25 protein-coding genes are annotated in these 23,957 nt (G+C 62.3%); 11 read left to right on the top strand and 14 right to left on the bottom strand.

The features are described 5' to 3' along the window. The 5 genes from trmD to ffh all read right to left on the bottom strand — a co-directional run bounded on the left by trmD (position 1) and on the right by ffh (position 3,721). Positions 1–678: a tRNA (guanosine(37)-N1)-methyltransferase TrmD gene (trmD, locus tag M0654_RS15315; RefSeq protein WP_248683854.1), complete on the bottom strand. Its 678-nt coding sequence runs from the start codon at positions 676–678 to the stop codon at positions 1–3. Positions 679–683: 5 nt separating this feature from the next. Beyond that, complete coding sequence (gene rimM, locus M0654_RS15310; protein WP_248683853.1) at positions 684–1,250, bottom strand: ribosome maturation factor RimM; 567 nt, start codon at positions 1,248–1,250, stop codon at positions 684–686. A gap of 118 nt (positions 1,251–1,368) precedes the next feature. Continuing rightward, positions 1,369–1,728, bottom strand: coding sequence for a 30S ribosomal protein S16 (gene rpsP / locus M0654_RS15305; RefSeq protein WP_118850932.1), 360 nt, complete (start codon positions 1,726–1,728; stop codon positions 1,369–1,371). Positions 1,729–1,807: 79 nt separating this feature from the next. After that, positions 1,808–2,125: a chorismate mutase gene (locus M0654_RS15300; RefSeq protein WP_118850931.1), complete on the bottom strand. Its 318-nt coding sequence runs from the start codon at positions 2,123–2,125 to the stop codon at positions 1,808–1,810. A 12-nt stretch (positions 2,126–2,137) separates the two neighbouring features. Continuing rightward, on the bottom strand, positions 2,138–3,721 hold the full coding sequence (ffh, locus tag M0654_RS15295) for a signal recognition particle protein (RefSeq protein ID WP_248683852.1): 1,584 nt from the start codon (positions 3,719–3,721) through the stop codon (positions 2,138–2,140). A gap of 301 nt (positions 3,722–4,022) precedes the next feature. Here ffh and M0654_RS15290 point away from each other — a divergent pair, with 301 nt between their 5' ends. The 7 genes from M0654_RS15290 to M0654_RS15260 all read left to right on the top strand — a co-directional run bounded on the left by M0654_RS15290 (position 4,023) and on the right by M0654_RS15260 (position 10,751). Beyond that, positions 4,023–5,105, top strand: a complete 1,083-nt coding sequence (locus M0654_RS15290) for an MBL fold metallo-hydrolase (protein ID WP_248683851.1) — start codon at positions 4,023–4,025, stop codon at positions 5,103–5,105. A 67-nt stretch (positions 5,106–5,172) separates the two neighbouring features. After that, positions 5,173–5,760 (top strand): biliverdin-producing heme oxygenase, encoded by a 588-nt coding sequence (locus tag M0654_RS15285; protein WP_248683850.1) that lies wholly within the window; start codon positions 5,173–5,175, stop codon positions 5,758–5,760. A 114-nt stretch (positions 5,761–5,874) separates the two neighbouring features. Further along, positions 5,875–6,777 carry a diaminopimelate epimerase gene (gene dapF, locus M0654_RS15280; protein WP_248683849.1) on the top strand — a complete coding sequence of 301 codons (903 nt, stop codon included), beginning with the start codon at positions 5,875–5,877 and terminating at the stop codon, positions 6,775–6,777. After that, positions 6,774–8,060 (top strand): tRNA (N(6)-L-threonylcarbamoyladenosine(37)-C(2))-methylthiotransferase MtaB, encoded by a 1,287-nt coding sequence (mtaB, locus tag M0654_RS15275; RefSeq protein WP_248683848.1) that lies wholly within the window; start codon positions 6,774–6,776, stop codon positions 8,058–8,060. Before dapF ends, mtaB begins: the two co-directional genes overlap by 4 nt. 14 nt (positions 8,061–8,074) lie before the next feature. After that, the gene (gene ftsY / locus M0654_RS15270) at positions 8,075–9,466 is read left to right on the top strand and encodes a signal recognition particle-docking protein FtsY (protein ID WP_248683847.1); all 1,392 of its coding nucleotides are present in this window, start codon (positions 8,075–8,077) and stop codon (positions 9,464–9,466) included. Between the two features lie 53 nt (positions 9,467–9,519). Continuing rightward, positions 9,520–10,167, top strand: coding sequence for a septation protein A (locus tag M0654_RS15265; protein ID WP_248683846.1), 648 nt, complete (start codon positions 9,520–9,522; stop codon positions 10,165–10,167). Then, positions 10,164–10,751 carry a DUF2585 domain-containing protein gene (locus M0654_RS15260; RefSeq protein WP_313791084.1) on the top strand — a complete coding sequence of 196 codons (588 nt, stop codon included), beginning with the start codon at positions 10,164–10,166 and terminating at the stop codon, positions 10,749–10,751. Before M0654_RS15265 ends, M0654_RS15260 begins: the two co-directional genes overlap by 4 nt. On the opposite strand, the gene M0654_RS15255 is transcribed toward M0654_RS15260, so the two are convergent. The 5 genes from M0654_RS15255 to ccmA are packed head-to-tail and all read right to left on the bottom strand — an operon-like array spanning position 10,748 to position 13,636. Further along, positions 10,748–11,356: a DsbE family thiol:disulfide interchange protein gene (locus M0654_RS15255; protein ID WP_248683845.1), complete on the bottom strand. Its 609-nt coding sequence runs from the start codon at positions 11,354–11,356 to the stop codon at positions 10,748–10,750. The two genes, M0654_RS15260 and M0654_RS15255, sit on opposite strands and share 4 nt — an antisense overlap. Beyond that, on the bottom strand, positions 11,353–11,532 hold the full coding sequence (gene ccmD, locus M0654_RS15250; protein WP_248683844.1) for a heme exporter protein CcmD: 180 nt from the start codon (positions 11,530–11,532) through the stop codon (positions 11,353–11,355). Before ccmD ends, M0654_RS15255 begins: the two co-directional genes overlap by 4 nt. Before the next feature lies 1 nt (position 11,533). Then, positions 11,534–12,292: a heme ABC transporter permease gene (locus tag M0654_RS15245; protein ID WP_248683843.1), complete on the bottom strand. Its 759-nt coding sequence runs from the start codon at positions 12,290–12,292 to the stop codon at positions 11,534–11,536. A gap of 43 nt (positions 12,293–12,335) precedes the next feature. Continuing rightward, on the bottom strand, positions 12,336–12,995 hold the full coding sequence (gene ccmB / locus M0654_RS15240) for a heme exporter protein CcmB (protein WP_248683842.1): 660 nt from the start codon (positions 12,993–12,995) through the stop codon (positions 12,336–12,338). Continuing rightward, positions 12,992–13,636: a heme ABC exporter ATP-binding protein CcmA gene (gene ccmA, locus M0654_RS15235; protein WP_248683841.1), complete on the bottom strand. Its 645-nt coding sequence runs from the start codon at positions 13,634–13,636 to the stop codon at positions 12,992–12,994. The genes ccmB and ccmA overlap by 4 nt, the downstream gene beginning before the upstream one ends. A 273-nt stretch (positions 13,637–13,909) precedes the next feature. Between ccmA and acnA the strand changes: the two genes are divergently transcribed. The 4 genes from acnA to M0654_RS15215 all read left to right on the top strand — a co-directional run bounded on the left by acnA (position 13,910) and on the right by M0654_RS15215 (position 19,034). After that, on the top strand, positions 13,910–16,603 hold the full coding sequence (acnA, locus tag M0654_RS15230; protein ID WP_248683840.1) for an aconitate hydratase AcnA: 2,694 nt from the start codon (positions 13,910–13,912) through the stop codon (positions 16,601–16,603). 90 nt (positions 16,604–16,693) lie between these two features. Beyond that, a complete protein-coding gene (locus tag M0654_RS15225) occupies positions 16,694–17,431 on the top strand; it encodes a sulfite exporter TauE/SafE family protein (RefSeq protein ID WP_248683839.1) in 738 nt (245 codons plus the stop codon). A gap of 205 nt (positions 17,432–17,636) precedes the next feature. Further along, complete coding sequence (locus tag M0654_RS15220) at positions 17,637–18,386, top strand: DUF1223 domain-containing protein (RefSeq protein WP_118850918.1); 750 nt, start codon at positions 17,637–17,639, stop codon at positions 18,384–18,386. 261 nt (positions 18,387–18,647) lie between these two features. Next, a complete protein-coding gene (locus M0654_RS15215) occupies positions 18,648–19,034 on the top strand; it encodes a DUF2794 domain-containing protein (protein WP_248683838.1) in 387 nt (128 codons plus the stop codon). A gap of 12 nt (positions 19,035–19,046) precedes the next feature. Here M0654_RS15215 and M0654_RS15210 read toward each other — a convergent pair whose 3' ends face one another. The 4 genes from M0654_RS15210 to M0654_RS15195 all read right to left on the bottom strand — a co-directional run bounded on the left by M0654_RS15210 (position 19,047) and on the right by M0654_RS15195 (position 23,938). Further along, positions 19,047–19,604, bottom strand: a complete 558-nt coding sequence (locus tag M0654_RS15210; RefSeq protein WP_248683837.1) for a GNAT family N-acetyltransferase — start codon at positions 19,602–19,604, stop codon at positions 19,047–19,049. A 112-nt stretch (positions 19,605–19,716) separates the two neighbouring features. Continuing rightward, positions 19,717–20,454 (bottom strand): Bax inhibitor-1/YccA family protein, encoded by a 738-nt coding sequence (locus M0654_RS15205; RefSeq protein WP_118850915.1) that lies wholly within the window; start codon positions 20,452–20,454, stop codon positions 19,717–19,719. 233 nt (positions 20,455–20,687) lie between these two features. After that, complete coding sequence (locus M0654_RS15200) at positions 20,688–23,231, bottom strand: ABC transporter permease (protein ID WP_248683836.1); 2,544 nt, start codon at positions 23,229–23,231, stop codon at positions 20,688–20,690. After that, positions 23,228–23,938 carry an ABC transporter ATP-binding protein gene (locus tag M0654_RS15195; RefSeq protein WP_248683835.1) on the bottom strand — a complete coding sequence of 237 codons (711 nt, stop codon included), beginning with the start codon at positions 23,936–23,938 and terminating at the stop codon, positions 23,228–23,230. The genes M0654_RS15200 and M0654_RS15195 overlap by 4 nt, the downstream gene beginning before the upstream one ends. Positions 23,939–23,957: the final 19 nt, after the last annotated feature.

Genomic DNA, 23,957 nt, shown 5'->3' with positions numbered 1-23,957 from the left:
TTATTTCAGCAGGTCCGGACGGCGTTCGGCCGTCAGGCCCCTTGCCTCTTCCCGTCGCCACTTGTCGATCGCCGCATGGTTGCCAGAGGTGAGCACCGCGGGGATTTCACGCCCTTCGAAAACCTGTGGCCGGGTATATTGCGGGTGCTCGAGCAGTCCGTTCTCGAAGCTTTCATGGGTCCCGGAAAGGGCGTTGCCCATCACCCCGGGCAGCACGCGGACAACGGCATCGAGCAGCGTCAGCGCTGCCGGTTCACCACCGGACAGAACGTAGTCGCCGATTGACACCTCTTCCAGCCCACGCGCATCGATGACCCGCTGGTCGACACCTTCGAAGCGGCCGCAGACGATAATGACGCCTTCGCCAAGCGCAAGTTCGCGCACCTTCTGTTGTGTCAGGGGCTTGCCGCGCGGGCTCATCAGCAGCCGCGGGCGATTGTCGTCTGTCGAGACATGATCGATGGCCTTGGCGAGGATGTCCGAGCGCAACACCATGCCGGCGCCACCGCCGGCCGGCGTATCATCGACGGTGCGATGCTTGTCGGTGGCAAAATCGCGGATCTGCACGGCGTCCAGCGCCCATTGGCCGCGCTCCATCGCCTTGCCGGCGAGCGAGAAGCCGAGGTGGCCCGGAAACATCTCCGGGTAGAGCGTCAGGATTGTCGCGCGAAAGGTCATCGCGCTTATTTACCCTTGTGGGGAAACTGCGGCGCCTTGCCGTCTTCGTCCGGGTCGTCGATCAGGCCGGCCGCCTGCGGATCGATGAGGATCTTGCCACCCTCGAGATCGATTTCGAGCACGGCCGCTTCGGAAAACGGGATCAGCGCCGGGCGGCGGCCCGGGCCTTTCAACTCGAGCAGGTCGCCTGCGCCAAAATCATAGACGCCGCTCACCGTTCCGTAGCTCTTGCCATCATTGCCGACTGCTTCGAGACCTTCGAGGTCGGCGTAATAAAACTCGTCGTCGTCCAGTTCTTCATCCGGCAGGTTTTCCCGCTCGACGAAAAGGTCCAGCCCCGCCAGCGCTTCGGCGGCGTTGCGGTCGTTGATGCCGCGGAAGCGGACGATCACCACGTTCTTGGCCTCGCGTACTTCCAGCACTTCGAACACGCGGCCGTCTTCGCTGCGCAGGTTGCCGTAGTCACCAAGCGCGGTCGGATCTGCGGTATAGGACTTGACCCGCACCTCGCCGCGCAGGCCCTGGGCTGCGCCGATCGTCGCCATGAGAACTGGATTTTCGAGCTTGGCCATGGGTCTTACATCTCTGTTGCCGTGGGGTCATTTAAGCAAAGCGGAACCAAAAGCAAACAGCAAAACGGGCAGCACGTTTCCGCGCTGCCCGTGACCATCGCAGTGCGATGGCAGAAGCTTATGCTTCGGCGGATTCGGCTTCAGCAGCCTTGGCAGCGCGCTCCTTTGCACGCTCCTGAGCCTTCTTGCCCGGCTTTGCCTTTTCCGGGTTGTTCTTGGCGTCGCGCTGAGCAATGCCGGCTTCCGCCAGGAAGCGGAGAACGCGGTCGGTCGGCTGTGCGCCCTTGGCGAGCCAGTCCTGGATGCGCTCTGCGTTCAGTTCGACGCGCTTTGCGTCGTCCTTGGCGAGCATCGGGTTCCAGGAGCCGAGCTTCTCGAGGAAGCGGCCGTCACGCGGGCTGCGAGCGTCGGCAACGACGATCGTGTAGTAAGGACGCTTCTTCGAGCCACCGCGGGCCAGACGAATCTTCAGGGACATGTCATTCACTCCTTGGGTTTCTGGGCCGCCTTCCGGCGGTCCGGGTTGTTTGGACCGTCAGACGGTCCGTTTTTTCAGGTTATGCGGATTGCTTCGTGCCACCGTGTTCGGCGGCAATGGCTTCATGGTGCCGGATGACTTCCTTGATGATGAAGTTCAGGAACTTCTCGGCGAAATCCGGATCCAGATTGGCTTCCTTCGCCAGGCGGCGGAGGCGCTCGATCTGGTATTCCTCGCGCGCCGGGTCCGCCGGCGGCAATTCGTAGGTGGCCTTCAGGACGCCCACTTCCTTCGTGCAGCGAAAACGCTCGGCCAGCATGTGAACGAGCGCCGCATCGATGTTGTCGATCGACTGACGGTAGCTCGACAGCTGTGCCTTGACTTGCGGATCAACCACGAATGTTCTCCCTTACTTCTTCTTGGGCAGGCCCGGAAGGCCCGGAAAACCACCCAGCCCCGGCAGCTTGCCGCCGCCAAGACCCGGAACACCACCCATGCCGCCCGGAAGCCCCGGCATGCCGCCAGGCTTCAGGCCAGCGGCTTCGGCCTGCTTCTGCAGTGCCTCGAGCTGCTTCGGGTCGAGCTTGGAAAGATCCGGCATGCCGCCCATCATTCCCCTTGGGCCACCAAGACCGCCGAGGCCCATCTTGGAGGCAAGGCCGCCCATCATCTGCTTCATCATGCCGCCCTTGCCCTTGCCGCCCATCATTTTCATCATGTCGGCCATCTGGCGGTGCATTTTCAGAAGCTTATTGATTTCCGCGGCATCCGTGCCGGAGCCGGCGGCGATACGCTTCTTGCGGCTGTGCTTGAGGATGTCCGGGTTGGCGCGCTCGGCCTTGGTCATCGACTGGATGATGGCGATCTGGCGGTCGAACATCTTGTCGTTCATGCCGGAGGCGGCGAGCTTGTCCTTCATGCCGGCCATGCCGGGCATCATGCCCATGATGCCGCCCATGCCGCCAAGCTGCTTCATCTGCTTCAGCTGTTCGGCGAGGTCGTTCAGGTCGAACTTGCCGGACTGCATCTTCTTGGCCATCGCCGCGGCCTTTTCCGCGTCAATGTTTTCGGCAGCCTTCTCAACGAGGCTGACGATGTCGCCCATGCCAAGGATACGGTCGGCGATGCGGCGGGGATGGAATTCCTCCACCTCCGTCATCTTTTCGCCGACACCGATGAGCTTGATCGGCTTGCCGGTCACGGCGCGCATTGAAAGCGCTGCGCCGCCGCGGCCATCGCCGTCCATGCGGGTCAGGACGAGGCCGGTAATACCGACGCGTTCATCGAAGTTGCGGGCGAGGTTGACGGCATCCTGGCCGGTGAGGCTGTCGGCAACGAGCAGGATTTCATGCGGATTGGACTTCCGCTTGATCTCCGCCATCTCCTGCATCAGCGGTTCGTCAATATGGGTGCGGCCGGCGGTATCGAGGATGACGACGTCATGGCCGCCGAGCTTGGCAGCCTGCACGGCGCGTGCGGCGATATCGGTCGGCGACTGGCCGGCGATGATCGGCAGCGTATCAACGCCGGTCTGAACACCAAGCTGGCGAAGCTGTTCCTGGGCGGCCGGGCGACGCGTATCGAGCGACGCCATCAGCACCTTCTTGCGCTCGCGATCCGTCAACCGCTTGGCGATCTTGCCGGTGGTGGTGGTCTTACCAGAACCCTGAAGGCCGACCATCATGATGACGACGGGGGCGGCGGCGCGCAGGTCAATGCCGACGCCTTCCGAGCCCAGCATCTCGACCAGTTCGTCATGAACGATCTTGACGACCATCTGGCCGGGCTTGATCGACTTCAGGACCTCGGCGCCAACTGCCTTTTCACGCACCCGATCGGTGAAGGAACGGACAACTTCCAGCGCCACGTCCGCTTCCAGCAGGGCACGGCGAACCTCGCGCAGAGCCGCAGATACATCCGCTTCGCTCAATGCGCCACGGCCGGTCAGTCCATTCAGAATGGAGCCAAGACGGTCCTGGAGGCTTTCGAACATCGTATCTTCCTTTTCGCGTTTCGGTTGGCCCGAAACGTCGGGTCTTTCTGCGACGAAAACAAGACGCCCGAAAGCGGGCAAAGCCAAAAAGCACCCGAGGGCGCAACGCGCTGTCGGATGTTGACCTCCGGGCTCAGTATGTCGGCCCCGGTCGGCGGCTCCAAGTCATGACTTGTCAGCAGATCGCCGGGCTTAAACAGGAAAAGGTGCGGGAAGTCAAGGCTGCACGTCTGTTCGCAGTATTGGTGTCATGTGCGAGCGTACTGTTGAAGCTGTTCTGGCCGCTCCATATAAACGTATTATGAATCGGCGCAACTTCTTCAAATGGACTGGGTTGGGAGCGCTCGCCGCGCTGGGTGGCGGCATGACCGCGAGGAGCGCAATGGCTGGCAACAAATATTACTCCGGCCCACAATCCGACCATTTCGACGGGACCCTGTTCTTCAATCCGGATGGAGAGGAGCCAAGCGGCGTCTTCAACCTGCTGCGCTGGAAGCTCGGCAACGGCAATGTCCCCTGGCCCGAAACGTTTGCCAGTCCCTTCGATCAGGCGATGCCGGAGACGCGCGTCAGCGGCGACCGGCTCGTGGTGACGATGATCGGCCATGCCTCGATGCTGATCCAGGTTGCAGGCCTGAACATCCTGACCGATCCAGTCTGGAGCGAGCGCACCAGTCCGTTTTCCTTTGCCGGGCCAAAACGCGTCAATCCGCCCGGCGTGCGCATGGGCGACCTGCCGCCGATCGACATCGTCATCGTCACCCACAATCATTATGACCATCTGGATCTCGAAACGCTGTGGGTGCTGCAGGGGCGCGACAAGCCGCGCTTCGTCACGCCGCTCGGCAATGACGCGATCATCCGCAGCAAGGTGCCTGATGCCCAGATCACGGTGATGGATTGGGGCGGACGCGAAGAGATGGCGCCTGGCGTGGTCTTTCATTGCGAGCCCTGCCACCACTGGTCCGCCCGCGGGCTCGGCGACCGCCGCATGGCGCTGTGGGCGGCCTTCGTTGTCGAGACACCGGCGGGCAAGATCTACCATGTCGGCGACACGGGCTTCCACGAGGGCATCAACTACCGCGCTGCACAGAAGAAACATGGCGGCTTCCGGCTCGCCAACTTTCCGTTCGGCGCTTACGAGCCGCGCTGGTTCATGAAGGCGCAGCACCAGAACCCGGAGGAGGCGGTGGAAGGCATGCAGCTTTGCAGTGCCGCTTTTGTCGCCGGTCACCACTGGGGCACCTTCAAGCTGACGGACGAGGGTGTCGAGGAGCCGGTCCAGGCGCTGCAGGCGGCGCTCGACAGCCGTGGCATCCCGCGCCATCGCTTCCAGCCCATGCGCCCGGGGCAGGTGTTCGAGGTCCCGTCGGCGCGCGCCTGAGCCTCGGTCACCTTTGCCGGGTGAAGTTTTAGGTGATGTTTCTCCGATAGTGCGTTACGAGAATCGCATGCAGATTGAACTTGAGACGTCCGAGAAGACCCGCATCCAGCGTCTGAAAGCCCTGACCGATGCCACGCATGACCGGCTCGACAAGCGCATCATGGCCGCCCAGCCCTTCGCAAGCCGCGAGCGTTACGCGCTTTTCCTCCAGGTGCAGCATCATTTCCATGCCGACGTGGATCCTCTTTACCTCGATCCACGGCTGAACGCCCTCCTGCCGAAGCTTGAGGACCGCGCGCGGCTCGATGCGCTGCGCCAGGACCTAGTGGATGTCTCGGGGGAAACGCCGCCGGTGTTGCGATCCACGGCTGGCGCGCTTGAGATGCCTGCCGCACTTGGATGGCTGTATGTTGCCGAAGGCTCCAATCTCGGCGCGGCGTTTCTTCTGAAGGAAGCGGCAAAGCTCGGTCTCACGGCGGATTTCGGTGCGCGGCATCTCGCGCCGCATCCGGCGGGGCGCGGGCTGCATTGGCGCGAGTTCGTGGCAGACTTCAACGCGCTTGATCTGTCGGAGGCCGACGACGCCAAGATGGCCGAAGGCGCCAAGGCAGCATTCCTGCGGGTGCATCAGCTGGTGGATGAGATCTTCGGCTGACCTTCCGGTCGCGACAGCCGTTGTTGTCGCGATAGCGTTGGCACTGGTAAATCTTCCGGCTTTCCGCCATATAGCCCGGAGGAACGGGCGCTTGCCCTGTTATGGAACGACGTCATGGCACATTTTGTCGAATTTGCGCGAATGAACGGGCTTGGCAACAAGATCCTCGTCGTCGACATGCGCGGCCGCACCGACAAGGTAACGCCGGAAGCCGCCGTGGCTTTGAATGCAGATCCGCAGACGCAGTTCGACCAGATCATGGCGATCCATGACCCGAAGGCAAAAGGGACCGATGCCTGGATCGACATCCTGAACTCCGACGGTTCCAAGGCGCAGGCCTGTGGCAATGGCACGCGCTGCGTGGTGCAGGCGCTCGCCGCCGAAACCGGCCGCAAGGCCTTCACCTTCCAGACGGTGGCCGGCATCCTCAACGCACAGGAACATGCCGACGGCACGATTTCGGTCGACATGGGCAAGCCCGTCTTCGCCTGGGACAAGATCCCGTTGGCGGAGGAATTTCACGACACGAGCCGCATCGAGCTGCAGATCGGACCGATTGATGCGCCGGTGCTGCATTCTCCCTCGGCCATGTCGATGGGCAATCCGCATGCGATCTTCTGGGTGACCAGCGATCCGATGGAGTTTGACCTGGAGCGGTTCGGGCCACTCCTGGAAAACCACCCGATCTTCCCGGAAAAGGCCAATATCAGCTTGGCGCAGGTCACCTCCAGGTCATCGCTGCGCACCCGCACCTGGGAGCGGGGCGCAGGCCTGACACTCGCCTGCGGTTCGGCCGCCTGTGCGGCTGCGGTCTCGGCCGCCCGCACCGGTCGTACTGGACGCACGGTCACCATCGATGTCGCGTCTAGCCCGATCCGCCAGCCGCTCGTCATCGAGTGGCGCAATGACGACCACGTGGTGATGACCGGTCCGGCTGAATGGGAATGGTCGGGCAAGGTCGATCCGGCGACCGGCCACTTCACCCGGGACGAAGAGCCGGAGGCTCTGGTTCATTGAGCGGCGTCGAGGTCATTACCTTCGGCTGTCGCCTCAACACCTACGAGTCGGAAGTGATGCGGGCCGAGGTCGAAAAGGCGGGGCTCAACAATGCCGTGTTGGTCAATACCTGCGCCGTCACCGGCGAGGCGGTGCGCCAGGCGCGGCAGGCCATACGCAAGGCGCGCCGGCTGAACCCGCATGCGCGCATCATCGTCACCGGCTGTGCGGCGCAGACCGAAAAGCAGACCTTTGCCGAAATGCCGGAAGTCGATGCCGTTCTCGGCAACGAGGAAAAACTGACGGCGAGCTCCTACCGGGCGCTTCCGGATTTCGGCGTGTCAGCGGAAGAAAAGCTGCGCGTCAACGACATCATGAGCGTCAAGGCCACCGCGCCGCAGATGGTGAAGCATATCGATGGGCACGTGCGGGCCTTCATCCAGGTACAGAACGGCTGCGACCATCGCTGCACCTTCTGCATCATTCCCTATGGCCGCGGCAATTCACGCTCGGTACCGATGGGCGCGGTCGTCGAGCAGGCGCGCAAGCTTGTCGAGGCGGGTTATCGCGAGATCGTGCTGACAGGCGTTGACGCCACGAGCTATGGCGCTGACCTGCCGGGGCAGCCTTCGCTCGGTTACCTTGCCAAGACCTTGTTGAAGCAGGTGCCGGAGATCCTGCGCTTGCGGTTGTCCTCCATCGACAGCATCGAGGCTGACCGGCACCTGTGGGACCTGATCGCCGACGAGCCGCGGTTCATGCCGCATCTGCACCTCTCGCTGCAGCATGGCGATGACATGATCCTGAAGCGGATGAAGCGGCGCCATAATCGTGCGGAAGCATTGGCCTTCACCGAGCAGGCGCGACGCCTGCGGCCCGAGATTGCCTTCGGAGCCGACATGATCGCCGGTTTCCCGACTGAGACGGAAGAGATGTTCGAGGGTGCGGCCACGCTCGCCGAAGCGGCCGGCATTTCCTTCCTTCATGTCTTTCCCTACAGCCCGCGTCCGGGCACGCCGGCGGCTCGCATGCCGCAGCTCGACCGGGCGCTCGTCAAGGAGCGCGCCGCACGGCTGCGTGCCCGTGGAGAGGCGCTTCATCGGGCCCATCTCGACCGCATGGTCGGGACGGAGCAGTCGATCATCGTCGAGATGAACGGCATGGCCCATACGGAAAACTTTTCGCTGGTCGCTGCACCCGGCCTTATTCCCCGTGACCTCAAGCGCGTTATGATTACCGGACACAACGGCAAGCACCTCGAGATGCAGGTACTGCCGGCGGTTCAATCATCTCGGGCAGCATAGCCGGAACGAATTCAATGGCACTGAGCTTCATCAAACGCGTTTTCACCTTCGGGCCGCCACCGGTTGAAGAGCCGGCACCCGATGTCGTCAAGCCGAAGGACAGCGCCGAGATTCAGCAGGAGCTGGAGCCTGCGTCGCGCCAGGAAGACCTGCCGGTCTCGCCGGTCGATCCCGTTGCGCCGGCGGAGATCGAAACGGCGGGTGGCCCGGCTGCGGACTTGCCGGCTGAAAATGTCGAGCCCGAAGCCGTCGAAGCACCGCCCCAGGGAGAAGCCGAGGAAGAAGCCGCAGCCTTGGTCCCCGCGGCCGAGCCGCCGTCCGAGATCGAAGTGGTGCCGCTGTCGCTGCTCGAAGCAGAAGCCGCCGCAGACGAAGCCGAAACCACTCCCGCAGAGGCAACCGCAGTGCCGGCCGAGCCGGTGCTTCCGAAGGGGTTCGCGACCGCGCCCGAGCAGCCGGAAACGGTGGCTGTCGTGCCGCCGCCAGCGCTCAACTGGTTCCAGCGCCTGCGCGCCGGTCTTGCGCGCACGTCCTCGCAGCTGACCGGCCAGATCACCGCACTCTTCACCAAGCGAAAGCTCGATGAAGAAACGCTGGAGGAACTCGAAGACCTGTTGATCCAGGCCGATCTTGGCGTCGAGACCGCCATGCGCATCACCGGTGCGCTTTCGTCCGAGCGTTACGGCAACGATGTCTCGGGGGACGATGTCTCCCGCATCATGTCGGCCGAGATCACGAAAGTGCTGACGCCGGTCGCCAAGCCGCTGCAACTCGACCTCAACCACAAGCCGCACGTGATCCTGGTCGTCGGCGTCAACGGCACCGGCAAGACGACGACGATCGGCAAGCTCGCCGCCAAGCTTTCCGGCGCCGGCCTCAAGGTGATGCTGGCCGCTGGCGATACCTTCCGTGCCGCGGCGATCGAGCAGCTGAAGATCTGGGCAGATCGCACCAATTCCGAATTCATCGGCACCAAGCTTGGCGCCGATGCGGCGGGCCTCGCCTATGACGCCTATGAGCAGGCGCGGGCGAGAAAGAGCGATGTGCTGATCATCGACACCGCCGGTCGCCTGCAGAACCGCACCGAACTGATGGCGGAGCTCGAGAAGATCGTCCGCGTTCTTGGCAAGCTTGACCCGGATGCGCCGCATACCGTGTTGCAGACGCTCGATGCCACCACTGGTCAAAACGCCATGCAGCAGGTGGAGATCTTCCGCAACGTGGCCGGCGTCAACGGCCTGATCATGACCAAGCTCGATGGCACGGCGCGCGGCGGCATTCTCGTTGCCATCGCCGCCAAGCACAAGCTGCCGGTCTATTTCATCGGTGTCGGCGAAGGCGTCGATGACCTCGAACCCTTCGAAGCGCAAGATTTCGCGCATGCCATTGCAGGCCTGACGCATTGATGCCACAGAAAACCGGTTTGGCTCGGCGCGACGGCAATAACAAGTTGGATCCCATGCAGACGATCGAAAGCGATGTTTCGCCCAGCAAGGAAGAAAAGCAGCATCCAGGGCTGAAGATGGCGCTGGAGATCGGCCCGTTGCTGGTCTTCTTCTTCGGTAACCTTCGCGGCGAATGGCTGGTGGGCAAGTTTCCGGCGCTGTCGGCGATCGGCGGTCCGCTGCTGGTCGCGACCGCGCTCTTCATGGTCGCGACCGTCATCTCGCTCGTCATCTCCAAGATCGTCTTCAAGCATCTGCCGGTCATGCCCTTCGTCTCGGGCGTCGTCGTGCTGGTCTTCGGTTCGCTGTCGATCTGGCTGCAGGACGACACCTTCATCAAGATGAAGCCGACCATCGTCAACACGCTGTTCGGCGTTGTCCTGCTTGGCGGCATGTTGTTCGGCAAGTCGCTGCTCGGTTATGTCTTCAACGCCGCCTTCCAGCTCGACAGCGAAGGCTGGAAGAAGTTGACCCTGCGCTGGGGCGTGTTCTTCCTGTTCCTGGCCCTGCTCAACGAGGTGGTCTGGCGCAACTTCTCCGACGCCTTCTGGGTGAACTTCAAGGTTTGGGGCACGATGCCGATCACCATCGCCTTCACGCTCGCGCAGATGCCGCTCATCATGCGGCACACGGTGCAGCCGCAGGGCGAGGCCGAGAAGTGAGCTTGGTCGAACCTTCTCCGTTCGCAACATCCTCGCGGCGCTGGCTCATCGGCGCCGTTGTCCTGTTCCTGCTGCAGATCGCCATCCTCTACGGCATGGGGCGGATTCCGATCTGCGAATGCGGCGAGATCAAGCTTTGGGAAGGCGGGGTCAACACCAGCGGCAATTCCCAGCACCTGTCGGACTGGTACACGCCGTCGCACATCATCCATGGCTTCCTGTTCTATGCTCTGGGATGGCTGCTGTTGCGCCGCCGGCCGCTGATGGAGCGGCTGACGCTTGCGGTCTTCATCGAGGCGGCGTGGGAGATCCTGGAAAATTCGCCGATCATCATCGATCGCTACCGCACCGCGACCATGGCGCTCGGTTACACCGGCGACAGCATCCTCAATTCGGCGATGGACACGGTGTTCATGGTGATCGGCTTCCTGGCCGCATCACGCCTGCCTGTCTGGCTGACGATCACGATCGCCATCTTCTTTGAACTGCTGACGGGCTACATCATCCGCGACAACCTCACCCTCAACGTGGTGATGCTGATCTGGCCGGTCGATGCCATCCGCGCCTGGCAGGGTGCGCTTTAGCTGCTGGGGGGTGCTGCGGCCTTGGCGATTGCCGGCAGCAGGTCCTGGTTGAGGCTGCGCTCATCGAACGGCCCGACCTTCTTGTAAAGGATCGTCCCGTCGGGCCCAACAAGATAGCTTTCCGGAATCCCGTAGACACCCCAGTCGATCGCGGCCTTGCCGTTCGGATCGACGCCGATTGCCTTGTAGGGATTGCCGAGCTCTCCGAGGAAACGCAGCGCGTTGTCGTTGCGGTCCTTGTAGTTGATGCCGACGACCGTGATGCGGCTGTCCTTGGCCAGCTCCTTGAGGATGGGGTGCTCCTGCCGGCAAGGTACGCACCAGGAAGCAAAGACGTTGACGAGGGTAAGCTTGCCCTTCATCGCCGCGTCGGTCAGCGCTGCCGTATTCGAACCCTCGAGCGGCGGCAGGTTGAGCGACGGCGCGTTCTTGCCGATCAGCGCCGATGGAATGGCGGAGATGTCGCGACCGTTGACGTCCTGGTCGTAGAGCATCTTGCCCGCGACCGCGGCAAAACCTGCAAACAGCACGAGCGGGACGAGCGCCAGCGCGTACCGTGCCACACCCTTGCGCGGCGCAGAGGCCTTGTCTGTCTCGGTGCTCATGCCTTGCTGGCCTCGGGCGTCTTCGGCTGGGCGGACCGGCGGCGAATGCCGGCGGCTTCAAGCTCGGCCAGTTCCCTTTGGCGCGCACGCCCATCCAGCCAGACCCAGCCGATCAGGCAGAGTGTAACAAGGGAGGCGACCGCATAGGACATGGCGATATAGAAGGTGTGGCTCATGTCATGCCTCCCGCCCGGCAAGACGCGCGGCCATGCGGCGCTGCGCGCTCACGCGCCGGCGCAGGATCTCGTTGCGCATCGCAGCCGCATGCAGCGTGAAGAACAGAAGCGTGAACGCGACTGCCATCACCAGCAGGGGCCACAGGAATTCCTTGTCGATCGTCGGCCCGTCCATGCGGATCACGCTCGCCGGCTGGTGCAGCGTATTCCACCATTCGACGGAGAACTTGATGATCGGGATGTTGACGAAGCCGACCAGGATCAGCACGGCCGAAACACGCGCTGCCTTGCCCGGATCATCCATGGCGCGGTTCAGCGCAATCAGCCCGAGATACATCAGGAAAAGCACGAAGACGGAGGTGAGGCGCGCATCCCAAACCCACCATGTGCCCCACATCGGCTTTCCCCAGAGGGAGCCGGTAGCGAGTGCGATGAGGGTAAAGGCGGCGCCGAGCGGCGCTGCCGCCTTGTGGCTGACATCGGCCAGCGGATGGCGCCATACGAGCGTGCCGATCGCCGAAACCGCCATGACTGTGTAGCACATCATCGAAAGCCAGGCGGCTGGCACATGCACATACATGATGCGCACCGTCATGCCCTGCTGGTAGTCGCCCTCGCTTGCAAAGCTGAGATAAAGGCCGAGCGCGAAGAGGATCGCGGTTGCTCCCGCCATCCAGGGCAGGAGACGTGCCGCCAGCGCCAGGAACCGCGTCGGGTTGGCAAGATCGCTGAACTTGGTAATGGCGAGACTTTCAGTCATGAACGCTTTCTAGTGCACAACAGGCGCAAGATCTTGATTTTAGTCAATCGCTCGCCGTTCGCAAAGCAAGGCCTGCACCGAGCGGGCCGAGGACGGCAAAAAACATCGTGATGGCCACCAATATCAGAAAAGGCGGCATAAACGGGGCGGGATCTTCAACGGCGGCGTAGGCTGCGCTGACGCCGAAGATCAGTACCGGGATTGCCAGCGGCAGCACGAGGATCGAGACCAGGAGCCCGCCGCGCGGCAGCGTCACTGCAACGGCTGCCCCGACGGCGCCGATAAAGGTCAGCGCCGGGGTGCCGACCAGCAGTGTCAGCATGGTGGCGCCGATCGCGACCTCGCTCATGTTCATGAAGAGCCCGAGCAGCGGCGAGGCGATCACCAGCGGCAAGCCGTTGCCGAGCCAGTGCGCCAGGCATTTGACAAGCACGGTCAGGACGAGCGGGTGCTCCTGCATGAGGAGGAGGTCGAGCGACCCGTCCTCGCGGTCCGTCTGGAACATCCGGTCGAGGCCGAGAAGGGCGGACAGGAGCGCGCCGATCCACACGATCGCCGGGCCAATGCGGGCGAGCAGGTTGAGGTCGGGACCAACGCCGAATGGAATGACGGCGACCACCGTCATGAAGAACAGCACGCCGATCAGCGCGCCGCCGCCGGCGCGCACCGAGAGCTTGAGGTCGCGGAGGAGGAGCGCGGTCACCAAACGTCCTCCGCCACGCCAGCAAACCCCTGCATGCGCAATTCCTTCGCATTCGCCAGCCCGAGCGGCTGGTGGGTCGCGGCGAGCAGGATGCCGCCGCCGGTGAGGTGCTGCTTGATAAGAGAGGTGAAGACGCTTTCTGCATTCACATCCAGCGCGGCGGTCGGTTCGTCGAGGATCCAGACCGGGCGGTAGGCAACGAGCAGTTTGGCGAAGGCCATGCGGCGTTGCTGACCGGCGGAAAGGTAGCCGAAGGGCAGGTGGGTAATGTCGCCAAGCCCCACGGCTTCGGCAGCTTCGCCGACGGTCAGCCCATGCCCGCCATGGAGGTCCCCGAGGAATCTCTTCCAGAAGGATAGATTCTCCGAAACCGTGAGCTCGGCCTTCATTGCGTTGCGATGTCCAAGGTAATGGCAGGCTTCTGCCGGCCGCATCCCCGAATCGCTTTTAGCGGAATGCCAGCGTACGCGTCCCACCTCCGGGCGCAACAATCCGGCCACCACACGCAGCAGTGTCGACTTGCCGGAGCCATTGCGGCCGGTCAGCACCAGGCTTTCGCCAGCCTGCAATACGAAAGACACGTTCCTGAAGATCAGGTCTTCCCCACGCCGGGCGCTCAGGTTCTCGGCTTCCAGCCGCATGGTTCGGGCCTTTGTTTCAATTTTAACCATCTCGCGTGGAAAAATGTTCGAGATGATGCCGTATCGGCTCTGGCACCCTGTTTAGAAATTATCTATATGGTTCGCAACCACGCCAGCGACCGGCGTGACTTTCACCTTGCGCCGAACCTGGAGGCCTCAAAAACCTTCTCGTGCGGACAGCGGAAATGGTCGCACCCGCATCCTGATGTGCATGAAGTGCATAGGCGTCCGCACGCGCGTGTTGGCTCTTAAGTATCAGCGGGGTTATTTTCCGTGGCTAAATCTCTCGACAGTTTCAATTGTCGCTCCGTCCTTACCGTAGGCGGTAAGGACTACGTCTACTACAGCCTGCCCAAGGCAGAGCAGAACGGTCTGCCGGGCGTCTCCAGGCTTCCCTTCTCCATGAAGGTGCTGCTGGAAAACCTGCTGCGTTTTGAAGACGGTAAGTCGGTCACCAAGGAGCAGATCCTGTCTGTTGCCGAATGGCTGAACAACAAGGGCCGCACCGAGGCTGAAATCGCCTACCGTCCGGCACGCGTCCTCATGCAGGATTTCACCGGCGTTCCGGCCGTTGTTGACCTCGCCGCCATGCGCGACGGCATCAAGGCTCTTGGCGGCGATGCCGAAAAGATCAACCCGCTCGTTCCCGTCGACCTCGTCATCGACCACTCGGTCATCGTTGACGAATTCGGCACGCCGCAGGCGTTCGCCAAGAACGTCGAGCTGGAATACCAGCGCAACGGCGAGCGCTACCGCTTCCTCAAGTGGGGCCAGCAGGCATTCAAGAACTTCCGCGTTGTTCCCCCGGGCACCGGCATCTGCCACCAGGTGAACCTCGAATATCTCGGCCAGACCGTCTGGACCAATGAGGAAGACGGCGAGACCGTCGCCTATCCGGACACCTGCGTTGGCACCGATTCGCACACCACGATGATCAACGGCCTCGGCGTGCTTGGTTGGGGCGTGGGCGGTATCGAAGCTGAGGCTTCCATGCTTGGCCAACCGGTTTCCATGCTCCTGCCGGAAGTCATCGGCTTCAAGCTGACGGGCAAGCTCAAGGAAGGCGTCACCGCGACCGACCTCGTTCTCACTGTCGTGCAGATGCTGCGCAAGAAGGGCGTTGTTTCCAAGTTCGTCGAATTCTTCGGCCCGGGCATGGACAACATGCCGCTCGCCGACCGCGCGACGATCGGCAACATGGGTCCGGAATATGGCGCAACCTGCGGCTTCTTCCCGGTTGACGGCGAGACCATCAACTACCTGACCATGTCCGGCCGCACGCATGACCGGATCGCACTTGTCGAAGCCTATTCAAAGGCTCAGGGCATGTGGCGCGAAGGCGACGGTTCGGAACTCGTCTTCACCGACACGCTCGAGCTCGACCTTGGCGACGTTGTTCCGTCCATGGCCGGCCCGAAGCGTCCGGAAGGCCGCATCGCGCTCGAAAACATCGCATCCGGCTTCGCAACCTCGCTCGACACCGAATACAAGAAGCCGGGCCAGCTTTCGAACCGTTACCCGGTTGAGGGCACGGACTTCGATCTCGGCCACGGCGACGTTGCCATTGCTGCGATCACCTCCTGCACCAACACCTCCAACCCGAGCGTGCTCATCGCTGCCGGCCTCCTGGCTCGCAACGCTGTTGCCAAGGGCCTGAAGTCCAAGCCGTGGGTGAAGACCTCCCTGGCACCGGGATCGCAGGTTGTTGGCGAATACCTTGCCAAGTCCGGCCTGCAGGCAGACCTCGACAAGCTCGGCTTCAACCTCGTCGGCTTCGGCTGCACGACCTGCATCGGTAACTCGGGTCCGCTGCCGGCACCGATCTCCAAGACGATCAACGACAAGGGCCTCATCGTTTCGGGCGTGCTTTCGGGCAACCGTAACTTCGAAGGCCGTATCTCGCCGGACGTCCAGGCCAACTACCTTGCTTCGCCGCCGCTCGTCGTCGCTTACGCGCTCGCCGGCACGGTGCAGAAGGACCTGACCAAGGAGCCGATCGGCGAAGACCAGAACGGCAACCCGGTCTACCTCAAGGACATCTGGCCGACCTCGCACGAAGTGCAGGAGTTCATCCAGAAATACGTCACCCGCGAACTTTACGAAACGAAGTACGCAGACGTCTTCAAGGGCGACGAGCACTGGCAGGCCGTGCAGATCCCGGCAGGCGACACCTATGCATGGGACGACAAGTCGACCTACGTCCAGAACCCGCCGTACTTCGTCGGCATGGGCAAGACGGGCAGCGGCCTCAAGGACATCAAGGGTGCACGCATCCTCGGTCTCTTCGGCGACAAGATCACCACCGACCACATTTCCCCGGCTGGTTCGATCAAGGCTGCGTCTCCGGCTGGCGCCTATCTCACCAGCCATGGCGTCGGCGTTGCAGACTTCAACCAGTACGGCACGCGTCGCGGCAACCATGAAGTGATGATGCGCGGCACCTTTGCCAACATCCGCATCCGCAACCACATGCTCGGCCCGAACGGCAAGGAAGGTGGCTACACCATCCACTATCCGTCGAAGGAAGAGATGTCGATCTACGACGCCGCCATGAAGTACAAGGACGAAGGCACGCCGCTCGTCATCTTCGCCGGTGTCGAATATGGCAACGGTTCCTCGCGTGACTGGGCTGCCAAGGGCACCAACCTGCTTGGCGTCAAGGCTGTCATCGCGCAGTCGTTCGAGCGTATCCACCGCTCCAACCTCGTCGGCATGGGCGTTGTCCCGTTCGTCTTCGAGGAAGGCACGACTTGGGCTTCGCTGAACCTCAAGGGCGACGAAACCGTCACCATCGAGGGTCTGGAAGGCGACATCAAGCCGCGCGAATGGAAGACCGCCAAGATCACCTACGGCGACGGCACGGTGAAGAAAATCAACATCCTTTGCCGCATCGATACCCTCGATGAAGTCACCTACATGAACAACGGCGGCATCCTGCAGACGGTTCTGCGCGACCTCGCAGCCTAAGTTTCAAGATCTGCCCCCGCCGGGGCTAGCCTCCGGCGGGTGCCTCCCTCTCTTGCCCATGGGTGGGCATCCTTCCCAAGGTCGCCTGCCTTGTTCCTTGTCGTCCTCATTGCCATGACCGTCACCGTCTTCCTGACGTCGCTGCTGTCGGGCATTTTCGGGATGGCAGGCGGGTTGATCCTCCTCTGGGTCCTGCTTTTCCTTTATCCCGTCGGTACGGCCATCGCGATCCACGGTGTCATCCAGACCGTGTCCAACGGTTCGCGTGCCTGGTTCTCGCGCGCCTATATCGACTGGAAAATCCTGGGCATGCTGTGCCTCGGCGTGCTCGCCGCCAGCGCCTTCCTCTTCTTTGTCGATTACACGCCGAATCTCATCGTGGTGCTGATCGGTGTCGGCCTGATGCCGATCCTCGTCTGGCTGCCCCTGAAACGGCTGCAACTGGACGCCTCCCGCCCCTCGCACGCCTTCCTCGGCGGCCTCTTGTCCGGAGCTCTGGTCATCAGCGTCGGTGTTGCCGGCCCCACCATCGACGTCTTTTTCATCCGCACCCAGATGGACCGGCGCAAGGTCATCGCCACGAAGGCGTCCATCCAGACCCTGTCGCACCTGACGAAGATTGCCTTTTATTGGGATGCCGCCATCAACCTGCCGCCGGCGGACTGGATCTCATTCCTCATCGCTGCACCTCTCGCGATTCTCGGCGCCCATACGGGAAGCGGGATCGTGCAGAAGATGACAGACGCCAACTTTCGCGCCTGGACGCGCTGGGTGGTGACGGCCGTGGGCGCCGTCTACCTGACCCAGGGGCTGATGAAACTCGTCTGAACGCATGCGGATACAGTCAAATCAATCGCTTGACCGCCTCGCAAAGCCGATCAAATATCCGGTCTTCACCCCTTCGTGACTTTCTCTTGAAGGCAAGCCACGGTTACCTTCCGACGTCTTGAGCGTTGGGGCTGCAGTCATTGCATCTTCTCAGCGAGTTGATGTTTGAACAAACAGTTGTTGTGAATGAAAAGGCTTCGCCACCATGCCATTTTCCCGCGCGTTCATCCTCGTCCTGAGCTTGTTTTGCGCGACCAACGCAACACACGCAGACGAGGCAAAAGCGCCCAAGGGGGTGGTGGAGCTCTTCACCTCGCAGGGTTGTTCATCCTGTCCGCCCGCTGATGCTGCCATCGCCAAACTGGTCGCACAGGGCGACATGGTAGTCCTTTCCTATCACGTCGATTACTGGAACTACCTCGGCTGGACCGACACGCTTTCCTCGAAGGAAAATACCGAGCGCCAGTACGGGTACGCCAAGACGCTCGGCCGCACCGGAGTTTATACGCCGCAGGCGATCATTAATGGCCGTGAGCACGTTAAGGGCACCGACCTTGCCGTCATCAACGACAGGGTGAAGGGCCTGGGCGAATCGGGACACGGGCTGACCGTGCCGGTGCATGCGGCGATGCATGGCGACGAGATCGAAATCGAGATCGGCAAGGGGCATGGCAATGCCGATGTCGTGGTCGCCTACTTCACCAAGCGCCAGCAGGTGGAAGTGACGAAGGGCGAAAACAGCGGCAAGAACATGGACTACTGGCACGCCGTCTATGACGTCCAGTCGGTCGGCACCTGGAATGGCGAGAGCATGAAGCTCACGCTTCCCGGCAAGCTGATGGGGAAATCCAAGAAGGACGGCTGCGCCATCCTGCTGCAGACCTCGAGCGAAGGCGGAGAGCCATCGGCGATCATCGGCGCCACCATTCTCATGGCAGGTCGCAAGAAACACTAGCTGGTCCTGGAAGTTGTTGGCGGCCCGGTCCGGCACATTGGGGGGCTGGGGGTAAGGGTCAATGTGGCGAACCGGGCCATATGGCGCGAAAAACGGCGCCAACCAACGATGAGACTGTCGCCCGGAATTCAGGCGCTCTTTTGTCCTAAATTGGGCAAGATTAATTAGATCTTCCGCATTCAACTTCCGGCCGGCAGGCTTGCATTTTTACCTGCCTGGGGCACATTGTCAGGTGGTCGATATCGACGATGTGGAGCCTAGATGACTGATCAGCCGGATTTGCAAGGGTCGAACCGACCCCAGGACGCAAGTGTCGTCAGTCTCAGCGAATACCGCCAAAGCCGCGATCCCGCGCCGGTCACCTTCCACCGGAGGGAGCTCGATGCGATCCTGAGGATCTATGGCCGCATGGTGGGCGAAGGCGAGTGGAAGGACTACTCGATCGACCACCTCAAGGACCGCGCCGTGTTCTGCGTCTTCAAGCGGTCCGGCGAAATGCCGCTTTTCCGCATCGAAAAGAACCCGAAGCTCGCCGCCAAGCAGGGCGCCTATTCGGTGATCAATACCAACGGCATGATCCTCAAGCGCGGCCACGAACTGCCGCAGGTGCTCAAGGTCTTCGACAAGGCGCTGAAGCTGATCGACTGAGATCGAGCCGGATTACCCGGCAAACAGCGAACCGGGATAGGCGGCCATGTCGGGCAGGGTTTGGGCGCCGTCGCCGAGCGCAATCTGCATCAACACGGTGTCCAGCCAACGGCCATGCTTGAAGCCAGTGCCCTTCAGCGTGCCGGTCATTTCGAAACCCAGCGACTTGTGAACCGAAACGGAAGCGGGGCTCGCCCCGCCGATGACCGCCACCATCTGGCGGAAGCCAAGGGTTTCGCAGCGAGCGAGCAACTCCTTCAAGAGCGCCTTGCCGATGCCTTTGCCGCGCGCTTCGGGCGACAGATAGATCGAGTCCTCTACAAGCCAGCGATAGGCAGGACGTGTCCGGAAGGCGGAGGCATAGGCGTAGCCGATGAGACGACCTGTCTCGTCCTCTGCCGCTACATAGGGGTACCCTTGCGCGGTAATCGCCTCAAAGCGCTTCGTCATCTCCCCTAGGTCGGGCGGCGTCAGCTCATAGCTCGCCACGCCGTTTTCCACGCTGTCGCGATAGATTTCGGTAATGGCGGGGAGGTCGCTCGGAGAGGCGTTTCGGATGCGGATGGTCATTGCGGCGGTCTGGCAGAATGGAACAATCCAAGCAGGCTAGATCGACATCCGCTGCCGCACAACAAAAAAGGCGGCCCCAAGGCCGCCTTTTCGAATGTCAGTTTCCTCAACCTTAGTCGTCGCGGTTGCCCAGGAACTGGAGCAGGAACATGAACAGGTTGATGAAGTCGAGGTAGAGCGTCAGCGCACCCATGATCGCCTTGCGGCCCATCACGGCAACGTCGTCGGCATCATAGTACATTTCCTTGATCTTCTGCGTGTCGTAGGCGGTGAGGCCTGCGAAGATCAGAACGCCAATCACGGAGATGGCGAAGCTCATCGCCGAAGACGCCAGGAAGATGTTGACGATCGACGCGATGATCAGGCCAAAGAGACCCATGATCAGGAACGAGCCGAAGCCGGACAGGTCTTTCTTGGTAGTGTAGCCGAAGAGCGAGAGCGCGCCGAACGAGGCAGCCGTCACAAAGAAGGTCTGCACGATGCTCTGGCCGGTATAGACCAGGAAGATCGACGAAATCGACAGGCCCATCAGTGCGGCATAGACCCAGAAGGTTGTCTGCGCGGCCGAAACGCTCATCGTATGGATGCGGAAGCTCAGGAAGAAGACCATCGCCAGCGGTGCCAGCATGATGACCCACTTCAGCGGAGAGCCATACATCAGCTGTGCGAAGCCCGGGTTGGAAACCGCCAGAGCGTAAGTGCCATAGGCGGCCACGCCGGTGATCGCGAGGCCGAGTGCCATCAGGTTATAAACCTTCAGCATATAGGTCCGTAGGCCTTCATCGATCATCGCACCGGACTGCGCACGGGACTGCGCCATTCGGTTCTGGTAGTTGTTAAAGTCAGCCATTGTTTCCTCTTTAAGCTCCGGAATTACTACGGTGTCGGGTCTGATGTTTCGCAGATCCAGGCGCCGCTGCGGAGCTCCAGCAAGCCTGTAAAACAATATGATGCGAGAATGTTCTTCATACAAGAGGTTCAATCATCGCAAGCCCGCCAATTCGGGCCCGGTTCGGCAACCTATGGGCGGTATGACGGGATTTTGATGCGGGTGCCGGTCCGCGAATAAACCTGCAGGTTGTATCAAAGCTCTCGCAGCACGGGTGCGGCCTTCTGCCCGAGGATCCGCCACGTGCCCGCAAGCCCGATCCCGACGGTCAGGACCAGCGAAATCACCAGCGTCATCACCGCAACATCGGGCAGGAAGGTCGAGGGCAGGCGCATGATGCGGCTGACGACGAACCAGGCCGAGAGGCCTCCGGCAACGAGTGCGAAGACAGCCGTGGCGGCGCCAAGGATCATGTATTCATAGGAGAAGGCGCGCATCAGCATGCTGCGCGTGCCACCGAGCGTCTTCAGGATCACGGCATCATGGGTGCGGGCGCGGTTTCCAGCGGCCAAGGCTCCCGAAAGCACCAACACCGAGGCGATCAAGGCGACCGCCGCGGCTGCACGGATCGCCGTTGCGAGCTGGCCGACGAGCTGGTCGATGATGCTGATCGCATCCTTCACCCGTACGCTGGTGATGGTCGGGAAGGTGTTGGTAACCTGCCGCAGGATGGCGGCTTCCTGTTGCGCGGTCGCCGACGGATCGCTTAGGGTCGCCAGCCAAGCATGCGGCGCGCCGCGGAAGGTGTTGGGCGAAAACACCATGACGAAGTTGATCGACAGCGACTCCCACTCGACCTTGCGGAAGTTGGCGATCCTGGCCGTGATGTTGCGGCCAAGCACGTTGACCGTCACCGTGTCACCGAGCTTCAGGCCGAGCTCGCCCGCCTCTTCTGCGGAAAAGGAAACGAGTGGCTCGCCGGCATAGTCTGCCGGCCACCATTCCCCCTCCGTGAGGGTGGAGTTGCTCGGGATCGTCTCTTCATAGGTAATGCCGCGGTCGCCACGCAGGACCCAGCGGCCGGCCGGCGGCACGTTCATCTGCGCCACGTCCTGGCCGTTGAAGGCGAGGATGCGCCCACGCAGCATTGGTACCTGCGTCACCGTGCCCTGCGGCGACAGCTGTTTCAGGAGGTCGACAAAACCTTCGCGCTCGGCGCCTTGGATATCGACGAAGAAGAAGTTCGGCGCCTGCTCCATGATCCGTCCGTTCAACTGGCGGCGCATGTTTCCGTCGATGAGGGCGAGCGTCACCAGAAGCGCCAGGCCGAGGCCGAGCGAGAGTACCACCGACGGCGTCAGGGCGCCGGGGCGGTGGATGTTGCCGATTGCGAGCCGCAAGGCAGGGGAGTTCACGCGCGGGGCTCGCTTGGCGATCGCGGCAATCAGCGCCGCGACGAGGCGCAGCAGGACAAAGGCGCCGGCAACGGCCGCCAGGAAGACGGAGGCGATGAAGCGGTCATCCGCGGAAATGATCGCGAGCGCGGCAAGGGCTGCAAGCGCCAGCCCCCCGGCAAGAAGATAAGGCCAGGAGGGCAGGCGCGTGTTGTCGAAACTCTGCTCGCGAAAGAGCGCGGTGGCCGGCACTTCGCGCGCATGACCCAGCGGCAGGATGGCGAAGGCGAATGTGATCAGCAGGCCGAAGACGGCGGCGAGCGCCAAGGCAGATGGATAGAAGACCAGCTCCTTCGGAACCGGGAGCGTGCCTTCCAGGAAACGCAGCGCCACGAAAGGGGAGATCGCGCCAATGATCAGTCCCAGCACGATGCCGATCGCTGCCAGCGCCAGGATCTGGATGAGGTAGATCAGCGTCACCACGGAAGCCGGTGCGCCAAGGCATTTGAAGGTCGCAATGGTGGTCCGTTTGGCATCCAGGAACGCGCGCACGGCGTTCGCGACGCCAACACCGCCGACGATGAGCGCCGTTAGCCCAACTAGGGTCAGGAATTGCGAGAAGCGGTCGACATTTTCCGTCAGCGACGGCGCGGCGCGGTCGCTCACCCGGATTGACCAGCCGGCGCTCGGAAACTCCTTCATCGCCCGCGCCTGGACGGCGGCGCGTTGTGATGGGTCCGCGAGCTTCACCTTGTAGCCATGTTCAACCAGGCTGCCATTTGCCATCAGTCCGGAGGCGGCCAGCGCCTCTCGGCTGACGAGCAGCCGTGGCGCAAAGCCGAAGCCTTCCGACAGCGCATCCGGTTCGGTGGTGATGGTGCCGCTCAGCTTGAGGCGCGTGTTGCCAAGCAGGATCTCGTCGCCCACCTGCAGCCCCAATCGCTCGAGGAGAAGCGGTGCCGCCACGGCACCGAATGTCTCGCCGTCGCGGGACAGGAGTTGGCCGAGCGGTTCGGCCGGTTCGGAGACGAAGGTACCGTAGAGAGGATAGGCGCCATCGACCGCCTTCACCTCGACGAGCGCCTGTTCCGAGCCGTCCGGCTTGCGCGCCATGGAGCGCAAGCCTGTCGAAACCGAGATTTCACCGAGGCTGTCGAGGAAGGCGCGTTCCTTGCCGTTCGCCTCGCGGTTGTTGAGTTCGAAGCGGATGTCGCCGGCCAGGATCTCCTGGCCCTGGCTCGCGATCGCGCTGGTGATTGCAAGCGAGACGGAATTGACGACAGCGATCGCGCCGGTGCCAAGTGCAATACAGGCAAGGAAGATATAAAAACCGCCAAGGCCGCCGCGCATTTCGCGCAGCGCCAGGCGAAGGGCGATCTTGAGACGAGGCAGGAAGGCCGTCATGCCATGACAGCCTGGGCCGGTGCCGGCTGGGCGCTGTCACCGACAATCTGCCCGGAGCGGACCTTGATCTGGCGCGAGCAGCGGGCGGCAAGCGCATTGTCATGGGTAACAAGCAGCATGGTCATGCCGCGCTCAGCCTGTTTTGCGAACAGGAGGTCGGCAATCTGGCGGCCCGTTTCGGTGTCGAGGTTGCCGGTCGGTTCGTCGGCAATCAGTACCGCCGGTGACGGGGCAAGCGCGCGAGCGATTGCCACGCGCTGTTGTTCGCCACCCGAAAGCTGGCCCGGATAATGGCTGAGCCGCTCGCCGAGGCCAACCGAAGTCAGCTCCCGGCGCGCGATATCGAACGGATTCTTGACGTTGGCGAGTTCAAGCGGAACCGCGACATTCTCGAGCGCCGTCATGTTGGCGATCAGGTGGAAGGACTGGAAGACGATGCCGATGTTGCGGCCGCGGAAGTCAGCAAGCTTGTCTTCCGAAAGCGCATGCAGCGGTGCATCGTTGATGATGATCTCGCCGCGGTCGAGCCGTTCGAGCCCTGCCAGCACCATCAGCAGAGTCGACTTGCCAGAACCCGACGGGCCAACGATGCCAACCGCTTCGCCGGCGCCGATCTCGAGGTCGATTTCCTTCAGGACATGGACGGATGCGGCGGCACTGCCAAGCGTGAGGTCCGCCTTCTTCAACGTGATGATGGTTCTAGTCAAAGAGATCCGTCCTATATTG

This window comes from Neorhizobium turbinariae, from assembly GCF_023223505.1.
Taxonomy (GTDB): Bacteria; Pseudomonadota; Alphaproteobacteria; order Rhizobiales; family Rhizobiaceae; genus Neorhizobium; species Neorhizobium turbinariae.
Note: the sequence above shows the minus strand (reverse complement) of the source record. Positions and strands in the feature narration are given on the sequence as shown.

What these genes read in the sequence shown, in the direction of transcription:
- ccmA (WP_248683841.1), bottom strand. Translation starts at nt 13,636, where the DNA reads ATGCGGCTGGAAGCCGAGAACCTGAGCGCCCGGCGTGGGGAAGACCTG.
- M0654_RS15285 (WP_248683850.1), top strand. Translation starts at nt 5,173, where the DNA reads ATGCAGATTGAACTTGAGACGTCCGAGAAGACCCGCATCCAGCGTCTG.
- M0654_RS15215 (WP_248683838.1), top strand. Translation starts at nt 18,648, where the DNA reads ATGACTGATCAGCCGGATTTGCAAGGGTCGAACCGACCCCAGGACGCA.
- M0654_RS15205 (WP_118850915.1), bottom strand. Translation starts at nt 20,454, where the DNA reads ATGGCTGACTTTAACAACTACCAGAACCGAATGGCGCAGTCCCGTGCG.
- M0654_RS15255 (WP_248683845.1), bottom strand. Translation starts at nt 11,356, where the DNA reads ATGAGCACCGAGACAGACAAGGCCTCTGCGCCGCGCAAGGGTGTGGCA.
- M0654_RS15265 (WP_248683846.1), top strand. Translation starts at nt 9,520, where the DNA reads ATGCAGACGATCGAAAGCGATGTTTCGCCCAGCAAGGAAGAAAAGCAG.
- rpsP (WP_118850932.1), bottom strand. Translation starts at nt 1,728, where the DNA reads ATGTCCCTGAAGATTCGTCTGGCCCGCGGTGGCTCGAAGAAGCGTCCT.
- ftsY (WP_248683847.1), top strand. Translation starts at nt 8,075, where the DNA reads ATGGCACTGAGCTTCATCAAACGCGTTTTCACCTTCGGGCCGCCACCG.
- M0654_RS15210 (WP_248683837.1), bottom strand. Translation starts at nt 19,604, where the DNA reads ATGACCATCCGCATCCGAAACGCCTCTCCGAGCGACCTCCCCGCCATT.
- ffh (WP_248683852.1), bottom strand. Translation starts at nt 3,721, where the DNA reads ATGTTCGAAAGCCTCCAGGACCGTCTTGGCTCCATTCTGAATGGACTG.
- trmD (WP_248683854.1), bottom strand. Translation starts at nt 678, where the DNA reads ATGACCTTTCGCGCGACAATCCTGACGCTCTACCCGGAGATGTTTCCG.
- ccmD (WP_248683844.1), bottom strand. Translation starts at nt 11,532, where the DNA reads ATGAGCCACACCTTCTATATCGCCATGTCCTATGCGGTCGCCTCCCTT.
- M0654_RS15200 (WP_248683836.1), bottom strand. Translation starts at nt 23,231, where the DNA reads ATGACGGCCTTCCTGCCTCGTCTCAAGATCGCCCTTCGCCTGGCGCTG.
- M0654_RS15245 (WP_248683843.1), bottom strand. Translation starts at nt 12,292, where the DNA reads ATGACTGAAAGTCTCGCCATTACCAAGTTCAGCGATCTTGCCAACCCG.
- M0654_RS15220 (WP_118850918.1), top strand. Translation starts at nt 17,637, where the DNA reads ATGCCATTTTCCCGCGCGTTCATCCTCGTCCTGAGCTTGTTTTGCGCG.
- rimM (WP_248683853.1), bottom strand. Translation starts at nt 1,250, where the DNA reads ATGGCCAAGCTCGAAAATCCAGTTCTCATGGCGACGATCGGCGCAGCC.
- M0654_RS15290 (WP_248683851.1), top strand. Translation starts at nt 4,023, where the DNA reads ATGAATCGGCGCAACTTCTTCAAATGGACTGGGTTGGGAGCGCTCGCC.
- dapF (WP_248683849.1), top strand. Translation starts at nt 5,875, where the DNA reads ATGGCACATTTTGTCGAATTTGCGCGAATGAACGGGCTTGGCAACAAG.